Genomic DNA, 13,976 nt, shown 5'->3' on the forward strand with positions numbered 1-13,976 from the left:
ATAACGGAAAATAACCATGTTACAGGTATATCTTGTTCGCCACGGCGAAACAGAATGGAATGTGGCTCGACGTATTCAGGGTCAATCGGACAGTGCACTGACGCCAAGAGGTGAGCAACAGGCACAACAGGTTGCTGAACGAATCAGAACGCTAGGGATTACGCATATTTTTACCAGCGATCTCGGAAGAACGCGTCAGACAACAGAAATCATCGCTAAATCTAGTGGTAATTGCCAGATAATCCTGGAGCCTGGGCTGCGTGAATTAAACATGGGCGTATTAGAAGCCCGCGATCTGGATTCGCTGACTGCCGAGGAAGAAGGATGGCGTAAAGGGCTGGTGGATGGTACGCCCGATGGCCGTATCCCAGAAGGTGAATCGATGGTTGATGTGGCATTGCGCATGCACGGCGTTCTGGAGCGTTGTTTGGCGTTGCCAGCGGGAAGCCGTCCTTTGCTGGTTAGCCACGGGATGGCGCTGGGGTGCTTGCTGAGTACGGTTCTGGGATTACCTGCATCGGCTGAACGGCGTCTGCGTCTGCGCAACTGTTCCCTGTCACGCATTGATTATCAGCAAAGCCCGTGGCTGGCACCTGGCTGGGTGGTGGAAACGGCCGGAGATATTTCGCATTTGGATATTCCGGCACTGGATGAGTTACAGCGCTGAGAGCGGTTCTGCATGCTGGATGGGGATAAGATACTCGCAGCGGATGATAGCGGGTATTTCCCCGTCTGCATCGCGGCTAGGGTGAAAACGCTCAGCATCAAACCCTTTGCGGCGCGTGAGTTGGAAGGTCGGCAGACAGGTGTCATACAGGCTGATAATAAAATCCTGTAGTTCGTCATTTGGCCCTTCAAAAACAAACATTGCGTAGTCGCCGCCCGGTAGCGTGATGGGTTCACCCGTGTGAACATCGTCAGGCAGATACTGTGGTTCCAACGCGGTGGTGTAGAGCACCTCTTGTTCGTCGTCTTTCTCTTTGCTTGGGCGCGAATGGTGCAGTCCGTAAAGCACTGGCGGGACAGAACAGGTTTCGCCTAAAAATTGACGCCAATAGTGGATGCGAATTTCTGTACGGAAGTTACAGATCTGTTCAAGGCGACAGTTATAGGTTTGCGTTAGCCCAAGAAGTTGTGTTTCCGGGAGGGCGACAAATTGCGGCTGTGGTAAGGTAAATTCACCGAGCCGGATCGGCGGACGAATGCCAAAAGTATTCCAGTTATCAGAACGACGGTAAGACGCTGGCGTTTGGGCAAACTGCTTTTTGAACGCGCGAGTAAACGTCTGTTGTGAATCAAAACGATATTGCAGGGCAATATCAAGGATAGGGCGGCTGGTCAGGCAGAGTGCAACCGCCGCTTTGGTCAATCTCCGCGCCCGGATATAGGAACCAATGGCATTACCTGTTACGTCTTTGAACATTCTTTGCAGATGCCACTTGGAATAACCTGCTTTCGCTGCCACATTATCGAGTGATAATGGTTGGTCGAGATGGCTTTCCAGCCAGTTAAGTAGGTCACGTATGATACCGGCTTGATCCATAATCTTCCTCATCAAACACATTGAGCGCGGGCGTATTGAGATCCCGCATCATAGCAATATTTTCACGTTGGTACTGCGGAAGATTTCTGAAAATATCCCGCAGGTAAGTTGGATAAGGAGGATGATGATAGCGGTTTATTTTGTACATCCTTTTTTATATTGTGGTTATTAACCATTTGTTATGAATTATCACAGAGTCTGAAATATGAACATAAAGCGAATCATGGGAGCGGGGCTACTGGCGCTATCGGCCGTTAGTGTAGCCAATGCGGAAGAAGTGGGATCGGTCGATACGGTCTTTAAACTACTCGGGCCGGATCATAAGATTGTGGTTGAAGCGTTTGACGATCCTGATGTATCAAACGTGACCTGCTACATTAGCCGAGCCAAAACAGGTGGAATCAAGGGCGGGTTAGGGCTGGCGGAAGACACGTCGGATGCGGCAATTTCCTGCCAGCAGGTTGGGCCGATTGATTTGTCCGATAAAATCAAAAATGGCGGTAGTCGCGGGTCCGTAGTCTTCCAAAAACGAACGTCGTTGGTTTTCAAAAAATTGCAGGTCATTCGGTTTTACGATCAAAAACGCAATTCTCTGATCTATCTTGCTTACTCTGATCGACTGGTTGATGGTTCGCCAAAAAATGCGTTAAGCGCGGTGCCGGTGATGCCATGGGGAAAGAGTGAATAAGGTGTGGTTAGAAGAGGAAAAACAGCCGGAACAGAAGCCTGCTCCGGCTGAGTAGGATTAATTATCCAGATCGCCGCAGAAGCGGTAACCTTCACCGTGGATCGTTGCGATGATTTCCGGCGTATCTGCGGTTGATTCAAAGTGCTTGCGGATGCGGCGGATGGTGACGTCAACGGTACGGTCATGCGGCTTAAGCTCGCGACCTGTCATTTTCTTCAGCAGTTCAGCACGGGACTGAATCTTGCCCGGGTTTTCGCAGAAGTGCAGCATCGCGCGGAATTCACTGCGCGGCAGCTTGTATTGCTCACCAGCCGGGCTGATCAGAGAACAACGGCTATTGATATCCAGTTCCCAGCCGTTAAAACGGTAGCTTTCCACCAGACGACGTTCTTCAGTGCCACTGCCCAGATTCATGGTGCGTGACAGCAGGTTACGTGCGCGGATTGTCAATTCACGTGGGTTGAATGGTTTGGTGATGTAATCATCCGCACCGATTTCCAGACCAAGAATCTTATCGACTTCATTGTCACGACCGGTGAGGAACATCAAGGCAACGGTAGCTTGCTCACGCAGCTCACGTGCCAGCAATAGGCCGTTTTTCCCTGGCAGGTTGATGTCCATGATCACCAGATTGATGTCATTTTCGGACAAAATATGGTGCATTTCTGCGCCATCGGTGGCTTCGTGGACAACGTACCCTTCTGCCTCAAAAATGCTTTTGAGGGTGTTACGGGTTACCAACTCGTCTTCAACAATAAGAATGTGCGGCGTCTGCATGTTTGCTACCTAAAATTGCCAACTAAAATTATAGAAATCGGAAGTACAGAAGTCGCTGTCATACCCTGCTGGCTCGCTGGCTACAACGCCAGTTATTCTGGGTATTTCCCTGGAGCTTATCGAGGTAAACTACGCTCTCGCTCAACATCAGACTCAAGTACGTAAATGCGTTACTGGTGTTCATCCTCTACCCGCTTAGAGGTACTGCTAGCGGGTGAGCGTGGCGCTAATTTAACTGCGCTCAAAGTGGCGCACAGTTTAACCTTATTAACAGCAACATAACAGTAAGCACTGATTTTGCCTGCTGATAAATCTACGGTTATGTTGACATATATCAAATTTCATTTTAGCACGTTAACTATTTTGTGATAAACACTTATAGGATTGCCTGTTTATGTCACAATTTAGCACTTTTTATGAACGATTTAGCATAGCAAATGCCAATAATCATAATTGACGCTACATAGTCGTTGATGTTTTTGTAACTTATTGAAATAAATTAATTTACCCTATTTTTCTTAGGGTTTTTATTCCCGCCCACTTTTTGGACATCCCGATATTTCCTGCCAAAGGCTGAGTTGATGCCAGAAATTCTGTTGGTTTATTGTTAATTTTCCACCTGTAGTGAGTGATAGGTCGTTATCGATGAGTCGTGATAAATCAATCGTTATCAATGATGCTATCGATGACAGAACCGTGTTATTGACCTGCTGGCGCAAATCGTGTCAGAGCGTACTAACCCATACTGGGGAGTCTATGCAGTTTCATATTATTTTGGTTGAGCCCGCTCGGGCAGAGAACGTCGGGGCCGCAGCCCGCGCGATGAAAACGATGGGATTCAGTAGTTTGCGTATTGTCGGTAGTACCGTATATCAGGAACCCGCAGCCCGTTGGGTAGCGCATGCTTCGGGGGATATTCTGGATAACGTGCAGGTGTTTTCCACGCTGGCTGAAGCATTGGCTGATGTTGATTTTACGGTTGCGACCACCGCGCGCAGCCGGGCTAAATATCGTTATTACTGCACGCCAGCGGAGCTGACGGGTGTATTGCAAGAGAAGGAACAATGGATGACCTCTGCGGCGTTGGTGTTTGGTCGAGAAGATGTTGGCCTGACGAATGAAGAACTTGAGCTGGCGGACGTGTTGACGGGGGTGCCAATGAAAGCGGATTACCCTTCGCTGAATCTTGGTCAGGCAGTGATGGTGTACTGTTACCAGTTGGCTGAACTTATGCAGGTCAAACCGGAAACGGTGCAGCCAGCGGTGGCGGGGCAGTTGTTGGCGCTGCGCGATCGTTTGGATCGGCTCTTGGCTAATCTGGCGGTTGAGGACGATGAAAAGCTGCGGGACTGGCTGCATCAGCGATTGGGGCGTTTAGAGCAGCGCGATACAGCGATGCTCCATCGGTTGCTACACGATATTGAAAAAAGATTGCCGAAATAAGATAGCAGAGATGACTTTTTTGGCAGCCGAACATCTTGGTGTGCGTATTTTGACAACGGTTTGTCCGGCATATTCTTGTTTAGGCAGTGGGTTACGCGGCATGAATTTTTCGTTCGGCGAGAAGAAAAAAAGAAATCCGTTGACTTCAAAGGGCGATTGGCCTAACTAATAGGGCAGATAACTCTACTTCTAATGAGATTCGATTTTAGCATGCGTACTATCAGCCTGATCACCACGATTATTACCATCACCGATACAACCAGTAACGGTGCGGGCTGACGCATACCAAGATTCCAGAAAAAGCCCGCACCGAACAGTGCGGGCTTTTTTTTTATGGCAGGTTATCCCTCAACGCCGTTTGTAAGCGGCATACAAAAAATGCTTTCAGCGTTTGGTTGGCAGAAATTCAGGAGAACAGATAAAAATGCGAGTGTTGAAATTTGGCGGGACTTCAGTAGCGAATGCGGAGCGCTTTGCCCGCGTTGCTGACATTATCGAAAACAACGCGCGCCAGGGACAGGTGGCTACCGTATTATCCGCGCCGGCGAAAATTACCAACCATCTGGTTGCCATGATTGAGAAGACCGTCGCTGGACAAGATATTCTGCCGCATTTGAACGACGCCGAAACGATCTTTTCTTCGCTGCTGCAAGGTCTTGCCGCATCCCAACCCGGTTTTGACCACGCTCGCCTGAAGGCATTCGTGGATCAGGAGTTTGCACAGCTGAAACACGTTTTGCACGGTATCGCCCTGCTGGGGCAGTGCCCTGACAGTGTGAATGCCGCGATCATCTGCCGGGGAGAAAAGCTGTCTATCGCCATCATGGAAGCGGTCTTTCAGGCACGTGGCTACGGCGTTTCCGTCATCAATCCGGTCGAGAAACTGCTGGCGCAGGGACACTATCTTGAATCCACCGTGGATATCACTGAGTCGACTCGTCGCATTGCTGAAAGCGCCATTCCGAAAGATCATGTGATCCTGATGGCGGGCTTCACTGCCGGTAACGAAAAAGGTGAACTGGTCGTGTTGGGCCGTAATGGTTCTGATTATTCTGCTGCGGTGCTGGCTGCGTGTTTGCGTGCCGACTGTTGTGAAATCTGGACCGATGTTGACGGCGTTTATACTTGCGATCCGCGTCAGGTGCCGGACGCTCGATTATTAAAATCGATGTCCTATCAGGAGGCGATGGAGCTGTCCTATTTCGGCGCCAAAGTCCTCCACCCTCGCACCATCGCTCCTATCGCCCAGTTCCAAATTCCCTGCCTCATCAAAAACACCGAAAATCCTCAGGCTCCCGGTACGCTCATCGGCATGGATAGCACGGATACCCAGTATCCGGTGAAAGGCATAACCAACCTGAATAACATGGCGATGGTCAACGTCTCCGGCCCCGGCATGAAAGGTATGATCGGCATGGCGGCGCGCGTGTTTGCCGCGATGTCGCGTGCGGGTATCTCTGTTGTTCTGATCACGCAGTCATCTTCCGAATACAGCATCAGCTTCTGCGTATCGCAAAACGAGCTGGCGCGTGCCAGAAAAACGCTGGAAGACGAATTTTATCTAGAATTAAAAGAAGGCGTGCTGGAGCCGCTGGATGTGATGGAGCGTCTGGCAATTCTCTCTGTGGTGGGCGATGGTATGCGCACACTGCGTGGCTTGTCTGCCCGCCTGTTCTCTGCGCTTGCAACGGCAAACATCAATATCGTGGCTATCGCGCAGGGCTCGTCCGAGCGCTCTATCTCCGTCGTAGTGAACAATGATGTCGCCACCACTGGTGTGCGCGTTGCGCACCAGATGTTGTTTAACACCGATCAGGTGATCGACGTGTTTGTGATCGGCGTCGGCGGCGTGGGTGGTGCACTGTTGGAGCAAATCCACCGCCAGCAGCCGTGGCTGAAAGACAAACATATCGACCTGCGTGTATGTGGGATCGCTAACTCCAAGGCAATGTTGACCAATATTAACGGCATTTCGATGGATAACTGGCGTGAAGATCTGGGTAAAGCCCGTGAGCCGTTCAATCTGGGCCGTCTGATCCGTCTGGTTAAAGAGTATCATCTGCTGAATCCGGTAATCGTTGACTGTACGTCGAATCAGGCGGTGGCCGATCAGTACGTGGACTTTCTGGCCGATGGTTTCCACGTGGTGACGCCAAACAAAAAGGCCAACACCGGATCGATGAATTATTATCACCAGTTGCGTAGCGCTGCGGCGAAATCCCGCCGTCGTTTCCTGTATGACACCAACGTCGGCGCCGGTCTGCCAGTGATTGAAAACCTGCAAAATCTGCTGAATGCGGGTGATGAGCTGATTCGCTTTACCGGCATTCTTTCTGGCTCGCTGTCCTTCATTTTCGGTAAACTGGATGAAGGCATGTCACTGTCGGAAGCGACCACGCAGGCGAAAGAAAAAGGCTATACCGAACCCGATCCGCGTGACGATCTGTCCGGTATGGATGTGGCGCGTAAGTTGCTGATTTTAGCGCGTGAAGCGGGTTATCAACTGGAGCTGGGCGATATTGAGGTGGAATCCGTTTTGCCTGCCAGCTTTGATGCTTCCGGCGATGTCGTCAGCTTTATGCAGCGCCTGCCGACGGCAGACGATGAGTTTGCCAGCCGTGTTGCACTAGCGCGCGATGAAGGTAAAGTGTTGCGCTATGTTGGCGTGATTGAAGAAGGCCGCTGTAAGGTCAAGATCAGTGCCGTTGGCGGCAACGATCCGCTGTTTAAAGTCAAAGATGGCGAGAATGCGCTGGCATTCTACAGCCGTTATTATCAGCCACTGCCGCTCGTGTTGCGCGGTTATGGCGCGGGTAACGATGTTACCGCTGCTGGTGTGTTCGCCGATCTGCTGCGCACCTTGTCATGGAAGTTGGGAGCATAATTATGGTTAAGGTATATGCACCTGCATCAATCGGTAACGTCAGCGTCGGGTTTGATGTGCTGGGTGCGGCCGTCTCACCGGTAGACGGTTCGCTGCTGGGGGATTGCGTCTCCGTTGAAGCCGCCGATCTGTTCAGCCTGCGTAATGAAGGGCGTTTTGTTAGCAAGCTGCCGGACAACCCGAAAGAAAACATTGTGTATCAATGTTGGGAACTGTTCTGTCAGGAAATTGGCAAAACCGTGCCGGTGGCGATGACGCTCGAAAAGAATATGCCGATTGGTTCAGGGCTCGGTTCCAGCGCCTGTTCTGTCGTCGCCGGGCTGATGGCGATGAACGAATTTTGCGGTAAACCGCTGGATGATAACCGTCTGCTGACGCTGATGGGTGAGCTGGAAGGGCGCATTTCCGGCAGCGTTCACTACGATAACGTTGCCCCGTGCTTCCTCGGTGGTGTCCAACTGATGTTGGAAGAAAACGGCATCATCAGCCAGCCTGTGCCGTCGTTTGATGACTGGCTGTGGGTCATGGCGTATCCGGGGATTAAAGTCTCCACTGCTGAAGCGCGTGCGATTCTGCCTGCGCAATATCGTCGTCAGGATTGCATCAGCCATGGCCGTTATCTGGCGGGCTTTATCCACGCTTGCCATACCGGACAGGCAGCGCTGGCGGCGAAGCTGATGAAGGATGTCATCGCGGAACCTTATCGGACGAAACTGCTGCCCGGCTTTGCTGCCGCTCGCCAGGCTGCTGAAGATATCGGGGCGCTGGCCTGTGGTATTTCCGGTTCTGGCCCAACGTTATTCTCCGTCTGCAATGATATGGCGAGCGCACAGCGCTTGGCCGACTGGCTGCGGGATAACTATTTGCAGAACGATGAAGGTTTTGTTCATATTTGCCGTCTTGATACGACTGGCGCACGACAACTGGGATAATGCATGAAACTGTACAACCTTAAAGATCATAACGAGCAGGTGAGCTTTGCTCAGGCTATCAAGCAAGGACTGGGTAGCCAGCAAGGGCTGTTCTTCCCGCTGGAACTGCCGGAATTTGAGCGCACTGAAATCGATGCGCTGTTGGATCTGGATTTTGTGACCCGCAGCAGCCGCATTCTGTCTGCCTATATCGGCGATGAAATTGCGACCGAAACCGTGTTTGAGCGCGTAAAAGCAGCTTTTGCATTTCCTGCTCCTATCGCGCCAGTTGAGGACGATGTTGCTGCGCTGGAGCTGTTCCATGGCCCGACGCTGGCTTTTAAAGACTTCGGCGGCCGCTTTATGGCGCAAATGCTGACGGAAGTCTCTGGCGACGAGGAAATTACCATTCTGACGGCGACCTCTGGCGACACTGGTGCTGCTGTGGCGCACGCCTTTTATGGCCTGAAAAATGTCCGCGTTGTGATCCTGTATCCGCAGGGTAAAATCAGCCCGTTACAGGAAAAGCTGTTCTGTACGCTGGGTGGCAACATTCACACCATTGCTATCGACAGTGATTTCGATGCCTGTCAGGCGTTGGTGAAAAAGGCATTTGATGATGAAGAACTGAAAAAGGCGATTGGCCTGAATTCAGCGAACTCCATCAACATCAGCCGTCTGCTGGCACAAATTTGCTACTACTTTGAAGCGGTTGCACAACTGCCGCAGGAAGCCCGTAACCAATTGGTGGTTTCTGTGCCGAGCGGTAACTTCGGCGATCTGACTGCTGGCCTGCTGGCGAAATCGTTGGGTCTGCCGATTAAGCGTTTCATTGCAGCGACGAACGCCAATGACACCGTGCCGCGTTTCCTGAGCAATGGTAATTGGGAACCGCATAAAACGGTGGCAACGTTATCCAACGCGATGGATGTAAGCCAACCAAACAACTGGCCGCGCGTGGAAGAGCTGTTCCGCCGTAAGAACTGGCCGTTGAAAACGTTGGGCTTTGGCGCCGTGAGCGATGAAACCACGAAAGAAACCATGCATGAGCTGGATGCGTTAGGCTATCTCTCTGAGCCACATGCTGCGATTGCTTACCGTTTGCTGCGCGATCAGCTGCAAGCGGGTGAGTTCGGTCTGTTCCTGGGCACGGCGCACCCGGCGAAATTCAAGGAAAGCGTAGAAGACATTCTGGGCAAAAAGCTGGATCTGCCAGAAGCGCTGGCTGAGCGTGCCGATCTGGATCTGCTGTCGCACAACTTCCCGGATGATTTCGCGAAGTTGCGTGAGTTCCTGATGTCACTGCCGGAATAAGATAGCTGACGAACCTATTTGCTAAACGGAAACGGTAGTAACGGAATAGAAGAGTAAAGCGTTTGCGCCATGGATGGCGCAATCCGAGCGTACAGGGATGTATTTACAGCGTCTTTACGATCTATCCGTTACTACCGCTCGACGACCTTTGTCAGCAATTTCGTCTTCTCTTCTTTACCTATCGTACTACCTTGTTTACTGTTCGTGACGCTTAAACACCAGCTCGTCATTCGACGAGTCTGCTGCCTCGAAGAAATAACCGTCCAGATTAAACGCTTTCAACTGTTCCGGCTGCGTCAGGCGGTTTTGAATAATGAAACGGCTCATCAGGCCGCGCGCTTTCTTGGCGTAGAAGCTGATCACCTTGAATTTACCGTTTTTCTCATCCAAAAAGACGGGTTTGATTAGACGGGCATTAAGCTTTTTCGGTTTAACGGCTTTGAAATATTCGTCCGATGCCAGATTAACCAGCACATCATCGCCTTGATCGCGCAACGCTTGATTCAGTTTTTCAGTAATGGTGTCGCCCCAGAAACGGTAGAGATCTTTACCGGCTTTGTTTTCCAGCTTGGTGCCCATTTCCAACCGATACGGCTGCATCAAATCCAGCGGCCGCAACACGCCATACAGGCCTGACAGCATACGCAGATGCTGCTGGGCGAAATCGAAGTCATCCTCACTGAAATCTTCTGCGGCCAATCCGGTATAAACGTCGCCCTTAAACGCCAGCAGCGCCTGACGCGCGTTTTCTGGTGTGAAATCCGGCTGCCAATCGCTAAAGCGGCCTGCGTTCAGGTCAGCCAGTTTATCGCTGATGCTCATCAAAGAACCGATCTGTGCTGGCGTCAGTTTTTTACACACGTCAATCAACTGGCTGGAATAGTCCAGAAGTTCCGGCTGCGTATAACGCGTCGTTGCCAAAGGACTGGTGTAGTCGAGCGTTTTTGCGGGTGAAATAGTAATAAGCATGCGCCATGTCCTGTCGGTCTGATTTTTGATTCACCTACTATAGCAAGAACCCGATAAGAAAATGGCGATGGCTACAATAGCTTCATCTTTTAAGACGCTTCATTTTCCGGTGCTATGATTTCAGCGTGGTAAGAGGCGGGACAGTATGGAAAGGATTAACAGTCGGCTTGCGCGGTAAAGTGCGCGTGTTATTATCAGATTTCGGCGCAAAACAGACGGCCACCCGATTAGATAACAAGTCGATTCATATACGAGCTATTTTCATTCACGAGCACCACGTATAAACAACGAGACATGCCAACATGACGGATAAACTGACTTCCCTACGCCAACTGACCACGGTTGTAGCTGATACCGGCGATATTGCGGCAATGAAACTGTACCAACCGCAAGATGCGACCACCAATCCTTCACTGATTTTGAACGCTGCGCAAATTCCTGAATACCGTAAGCTAATCGACGAGGCGATTGCCTGGGCGCGCGAGCAGAGCAGCGATCGTAAACAGCAGGTCGTGGATGCCACGGATAAACTGGCGGTCAACATTGGTCTCGAAATTTTAAAATTGATCCCCGGCCGTATCTCTACTGAAGTTGATGCGCGCTTGTCTTATGACACCGAAGCTAGCGTGGCGAAAGCTAAGCACCTGATCAAACTGTACAACGACGCAGGCATCAGCAACGAACGTATCCTGATTAAGCTGGCCTCAACTTGGCAGGGCATTCGCGCGGCGGAGCAACTGGAAAAAGAAGGCATCAACTGTAACCTGACGCTGCTGTTCTCTTTCGCACAGGCTCGCGCTTGTGCTGAAGCGGGCGTGTTCCTGATTTCACCGTTTGTTGGCCGTATTCTGGATTGGTACAAAGCCAATGGCGATAAGAAAGAATTCGCGCCGCATGAAGATCCGGGCGTGGTGTCTGTTAGCGAAATCTATGATTACTACAAAGAACACGGCTATGAAACCGTCGTGATGGGCGCGAGCTTCCGTAATGTCGGTGAGATTCTTGAACTGGCTGGGTGTGACCGCCTGACGATTGCCCCCGCTCTGCTGAAAGAACTGTCAGAAAGCGAAGGTGAAGTGGTTCGTAAGTTGTCTTATGTCGGTGAGGTGAAAGTTCGCCCGGCGAAAATGACAGAAGCCGAGTTCTACTGGCAGCATAACCAAGACCCAATGGCGATTGATAAACTGGCCGACGGGATTCGTAAGTTTGCGATCGACCAGGAAAAGCTGGAAAAAATGATTGCAGATTTGCTGTAAGCATTGTGCGAATAACAATAGCCGGGAAATTCCGGCTATTTTTTTGTCTGTGGTTTGGCGTTGCGGAGGGGAAGATGCCTATCTCGCCGTCGCGTTACGCGTTTTCTTCGCGATATAAAGATTATCATCGGCACGCTTCATGACCTCGCTTAAATCTTCCCCTGCGGTATGGTATTCAACCAGCCCGATGCTCACCGTTAGCCTAATTTTTCCTGAGGTTGTATCACAAGGCGTGTCGCTAATTCGCTCTCTGGCTCGATCGACGATCGTGTAAGCATCGTCTAATCCGGTATTCGGTAACACAATAGCGAATTCATCGCCACCAATACGGCCAAAAATATCTTCGCGGCGAAATGATTTCTTGAAGGAGTCGGCAACGAATCTCAATGCATCATCACCGACGCTATGACCGAAGCTATCATTCACCAGTTTAAAATGGTCGATATCGATCAGCATGACACTAACGGGTCGCTTGGTCAGATTGGCAATACTAAAGGCTTTATTCGTTGCTAGAAAGAACGCATCTCGCCGTAAATAGCCAGTCAGATCGTCGTATCTGGCAATGATAGGCAGTTCTATCAGGTATTTTTTTGCCAGCAGTGACAGCAGGCTGCCTAAAATAGCGAAAAGCAGCACGCTACCAACAATAATGAGGGTTGATGACAGGGAAAATAGCGTCTGGACAAAGGATGGCTGTGGTTTTTCCGATGTTGTCCTTATCCAAATGCCCAGCAGTTCATCGGTTGGTGACAGAATAGGGAAAATAACCGTCAGTGTGTCTTTACCTGCATAGTCACCGATAGAAGGCAATTTGTTTTGGCAGGTTCGGATCACGGCCATATCGTTGAAAGTGAGATTGGAAGAAGAAAGCTTGTTTATACATTCGCTACGTGAATTTCGGGTGTTAAAAGCTAATGTTCTGGTTCGTGACGACAAATAAGTGCCAGATTGCCGGGTCATATCGCTTTCTGTTACTTCACCGCTGTTGCTGTAGGAACCGTAGGTTTTGATTGTGGTATCGAGATTTGTTCGTTCTGCTTTCCAGGTCGACTTGTTCGCTTCATGCATAATAACGATGGTGAAGATAAAAGAAATCGCCCCGAACAGGAAAAACGCGTATGTCGGATGGGAAAAAAGTTTAAGTATCTTATACTTAATGTCATTCATGGCGACTTCCTTGATAAGGCTTTTTTACTTATTGTGATACTAAAGAAGTGCTTTAATTTTATCATATTATTTGATTTTTCGTGATGTTCTGTCGTGGCGGATATCACCTTTTTTCTCTAATGTATCGGCCTATTTCATTAGCTTTTAATGGGTAAGCGATTTTTTTATTCGCCTGTAATTTTTTAATTTCTTTGCGGTATTATTAAATTAAGTAATTTCATTTTTTTGAGATGGAAATTAATAACTATTATCAATAACGTATCGCACAGGGTGTGAAATAACGGATATGGTATGAATTTTTTTATAAGCGCTAATTCTTTGATAAAAGCGTCCACTATCCTGATAAAATTTATTTTTTGTTTAAGTTGAGGTGCTTATGAACGTACTGCGTATTGGTTTGGTCTCCGTGTCCGATCGTGCTTCCAGCGGGGTTTATCAGGATAAAGGTATCCCAGAACTGGAATCTTGGCTCCGCAGTGCTTTGGTGACGCCTTTTGACGTGGAAACTCGGTTAGTGCCGGATGAACAGTCGATGATTGAACAAACGCTGTGTGAGTTGGTGGATGAGCGCGGCTGTCATTTGGTATTAACGACGGGGGGGACGGGGCCCGCACGTCGTGATGTCACGCCGGATGCCACGCTGGCCGTTGCCGATAGAGAAATGCCGGGGTTTGGCGAACAAATGCGACAGATCAGCCTACGTTTCGTGCCTACCGCGATCCTCTCTCGTCAGGTGGGTGTGCTGCGTAAACAGGCGTTGATTCTCAATTTGCCAGGGCAACCTAAAGCGATTAAGGAAACGCTGGAAGGTTTAAAAAATGCCGATGATAAGGTGATTGTGGCCGGTATTTTTGCCAGCGTACCGTATTGTATCCAACTGCTGGAAGGTCCTTATATTGAAACAAATGTGGATGTGGTAGCAGCTTTTCGCCCTAAAAATGCGGTGCGCGAAATAAAAGACTGAAGTTAGGCGATTTGAAACATAAGATTCAGCTTTGCTGGTGTATAAAAATTTTGCCGCTAT

At 49.9% G+C, this 13,976-nt stretch carries 13 protein-coding genes and 1 other annotated feature; of the genes, 9 read left to right on the top strand and 4 right to left on the bottom strand.

All coding sequences use genetic code 11. The annotated features are described in order from the left end of the window. Positions 1-16 precede the first annotated feature (16 nt). Entirely contained in the window at positions 17-667 is a 651-nt protein-coding gene (gene gpmB / locus AACH44_RS02700; protein ID WP_261848984.1) for a 2,3-diphosphoglycerate-dependent phosphoglycerate mutase GpmB, read from the top strand. Here gpmB and robA read toward each other — a convergent pair. Continuing rightward, positions 656-1,543 carry an MDR efflux pump AcrAB transcriptional activator RobA gene (gene robA / locus AACH44_RS02705; RefSeq protein ID WP_261848985.1) on the bottom strand — a complete coding sequence of 296 codons (888 nt, stop codon included), beginning with the start codon at positions 1,541-1,543 and terminating at the stop codon, positions 656-658. The two genes, gpmB and robA, sit on opposite strands and share 12 nt — an antisense overlap. 205 nt (positions 1,544-1,748) lie before the next feature. Between robA and creA the strand changes: the two genes are divergently transcribed. Continuing rightward, positions 1,749-2,231 carry a protein CreA gene (creA, locus tag AACH44_RS02710; RefSeq protein ID WP_261848986.1) on the top strand — a complete coding sequence of 161 codons (483 nt, stop codon included), beginning with the start codon at positions 1,749-1,751 and terminating at the stop codon, positions 2,229-2,231. A gap of 57 nt (positions 2,232-2,288) precedes the next feature. On the opposite strand, the gene arcA is transcribed toward creA, so the two are convergent. Then, entirely contained in the window at positions 2,289-3,008 is a 720-nt protein-coding gene (arcA, locus tag AACH44_RS02715) for a two-component system response regulator ArcA (RefSeq protein WP_338659492.1), read from the bottom strand. 756 nt (positions 3,009-3,764) lie between these two features. On the opposite strand from arcA, the gene AACH44_RS02720 reads away from it, so the two are divergent. From AACH44_RS02720 to thrC, 5 genes are all read left to right on the top strand, one after another. Next, on the top strand, positions 3,765-4,451 hold the full coding sequence (locus AACH44_RS02720; RefSeq protein WP_261849037.1) for a tRNA/rRNA methyltransferase: 687 nt from the start codon (positions 3,765-3,767) through the stop codon (positions 4,449-4,451). 210 nt (positions 4,452-4,661) lie between these two features. Next, positions 4,662-4,730, top strand: coding sequence for a thr operon leader peptide (thrL, locus tag AACH44_RS21155; RefSeq protein WP_014916714.1), 69 nt, complete (start codon positions 4,662-4,664; stop codon positions 4,728-4,730). Beyond that, positions 4,669-4,784: a sequence feature (Thr leader region), on the top strand. (Overlaps the previous gene by 62 nt.) 91 nt (positions 4,785-4,875) lie before the next feature. Then, positions 4,876-7,335 (top strand): bifunctional aspartate kinase/homoserine dehydrogenase I, encoded by a 2,460-nt coding sequence (gene thrA, locus AACH44_RS02725; RefSeq protein ID WP_261848987.1) that lies wholly within the window; start codon positions 4,876-4,878, stop codon positions 7,333-7,335. Positions 7,336-7,337: 2 nt separating this feature from the next. After that, on the top strand, positions 7,338-8,267 hold the full coding sequence (thrB, locus tag AACH44_RS02730) for a homoserine kinase (protein ID WP_039507167.1): 930 nt from the start codon (positions 7,338-7,340) through the stop codon (positions 8,265-8,267). A gap of 3 nt (positions 8,268-8,270) precedes the next feature. Then, entirely contained in the window at positions 8,271-9,560 is a 1,290-nt protein-coding gene (thrC, locus tag AACH44_RS02735) for a threonine synthase (RefSeq protein WP_261848988.1), read from the top strand. Positions 9,561-9,755: 195 nt separating this feature from the next. Here thrC and yaaA read toward each other — a convergent pair whose 3' ends face one another. Further along, positions 9,756-10,529 carry a peroxide stress protein YaaA gene (gene yaaA / locus AACH44_RS02740; RefSeq protein WP_261848989.1) on the bottom strand — a complete coding sequence of 258 codons (774 nt, stop codon included), beginning with the start codon at positions 10,527-10,529 and terminating at the stop codon, positions 9,756-9,758. 302 nt (positions 10,530-10,831) lie between these two features. Between yaaA and tal the strand changes: the two genes are divergently transcribed. Further along, positions 10,832-11,785 carry a transaldolase gene (tal, locus tag AACH44_RS02745; RefSeq protein ID WP_010681778.1) on the top strand — a complete coding sequence of 318 codons (954 nt, stop codon included), beginning with the start codon at positions 10,832-10,834 and terminating at the stop codon, positions 11,783-11,785. Positions 11,786-11,863: 78 nt separating this feature from the next. Here tal and AACH44_RS02750 read toward each other — a convergent pair whose 3' ends face one another. After that, entirely contained in the window at positions 11,864-12,952 is a 1,089-nt protein-coding gene (locus AACH44_RS02750; protein ID WP_261848990.1) for a GGDEF domain-containing protein, read from the bottom strand. A gap of 376 nt (positions 12,953-13,328) precedes the next feature. On the opposite strand from AACH44_RS02750, the gene mog reads away from it, so the two are divergent. Further along, the gene (gene mog / locus AACH44_RS02755) at positions 13,329-13,916 is read left to right on the top strand and encodes a molybdopterin adenylyltransferase (protein WP_261848991.1); all 588 of its coding nucleotides are present in this window, start codon (positions 13,329-13,331) and stop codon (positions 13,914-13,916) included. Positions 13,917-13,976 lie beyond the last annotated feature (60 nt).

The sequence above is a fragment of the Pectobacterium araliae genome, assembly GCF_037076465.1.
In the GTDB taxonomy this organism is placed as follows: Bacteria; Pseudomonadota; Gammaproteobacteria; order Enterobacterales; family Enterobacteriaceae; genus Pectobacterium; species Pectobacterium araliae.

Bases quoted from the DNA above. Each gene is read 5' to 3' on its own strand.
- gpmB (WP_261848984.1), top strand. From the start codon at position 17: ATGTTACAGGTATATCTTGTTCGCCACGGCGAAACAGAATGGAATGTG.
- yaaA (WP_261848989.1), bottom strand. From the start codon at position 10,529: ATGCTTATTACTATTTCACCCGCAAAAACGCTCGACTACACCAGTCCT.
- mog (WP_261848991.1), top strand. From the start codon at position 13,329: ATGAACGTACTGCGTATTGGTTTGGTCTCCGTGTCCGATCGTGCTTCC.
- creA (WP_261848986.1), top strand. From the start codon at position 1,749: ATGAACATAAAGCGAATCATGGGAGCGGGGCTACTGGCGCTATCGGCC.
- arcA (WP_338659492.1), bottom strand. From the start codon at position 3,008: ATGCAGACGCCGCACATTCTTATTGTTGAAGACGAGTTGGTAACCCGT.
- thrA (WP_261848987.1), top strand. From the start codon at position 4,876: ATGCGAGTGTTGAAATTTGGCGGGACTTCAGTAGCGAATGCGGAGCGC.
- thrC (WP_261848988.1), top strand. From the start codon at position 8,271: ATGAAACTGTACAACCTTAAAGATCATAACGAGCAGGTGAGCTTTGCT.
- AACH44_RS02750 (WP_261848990.1), bottom strand. From the start codon at position 12,952: ATGAATGACATTAAGTATAAGATACTTAAACTTTTTTCCCATCCGACA.
- AACH44_RS02720 (WP_261849037.1), top strand. From the start codon at position 3,765: ATGCAGTTTCATATTATTTTGGTTGAGCCCGCTCGGGCAGAGAACGTC.
- robA (WP_261848985.1), bottom strand. From the start codon at position 1,543: ATGGATCAAGCCGGTATCATACGTGACCTACTTAACTGGCTGGAAAGC.
- tal (WP_010681778.1), top strand. From the start codon at position 10,832: ATGACGGATAAACTGACTTCCCTACGCCAACTGACCACGGTTGTAGCT.
- thrB (WP_039507167.1), top strand. From the start codon at position 7,338: ATGGTTAAGGTATATGCACCTGCATCAATCGGTAACGTCAGCGTCGGG.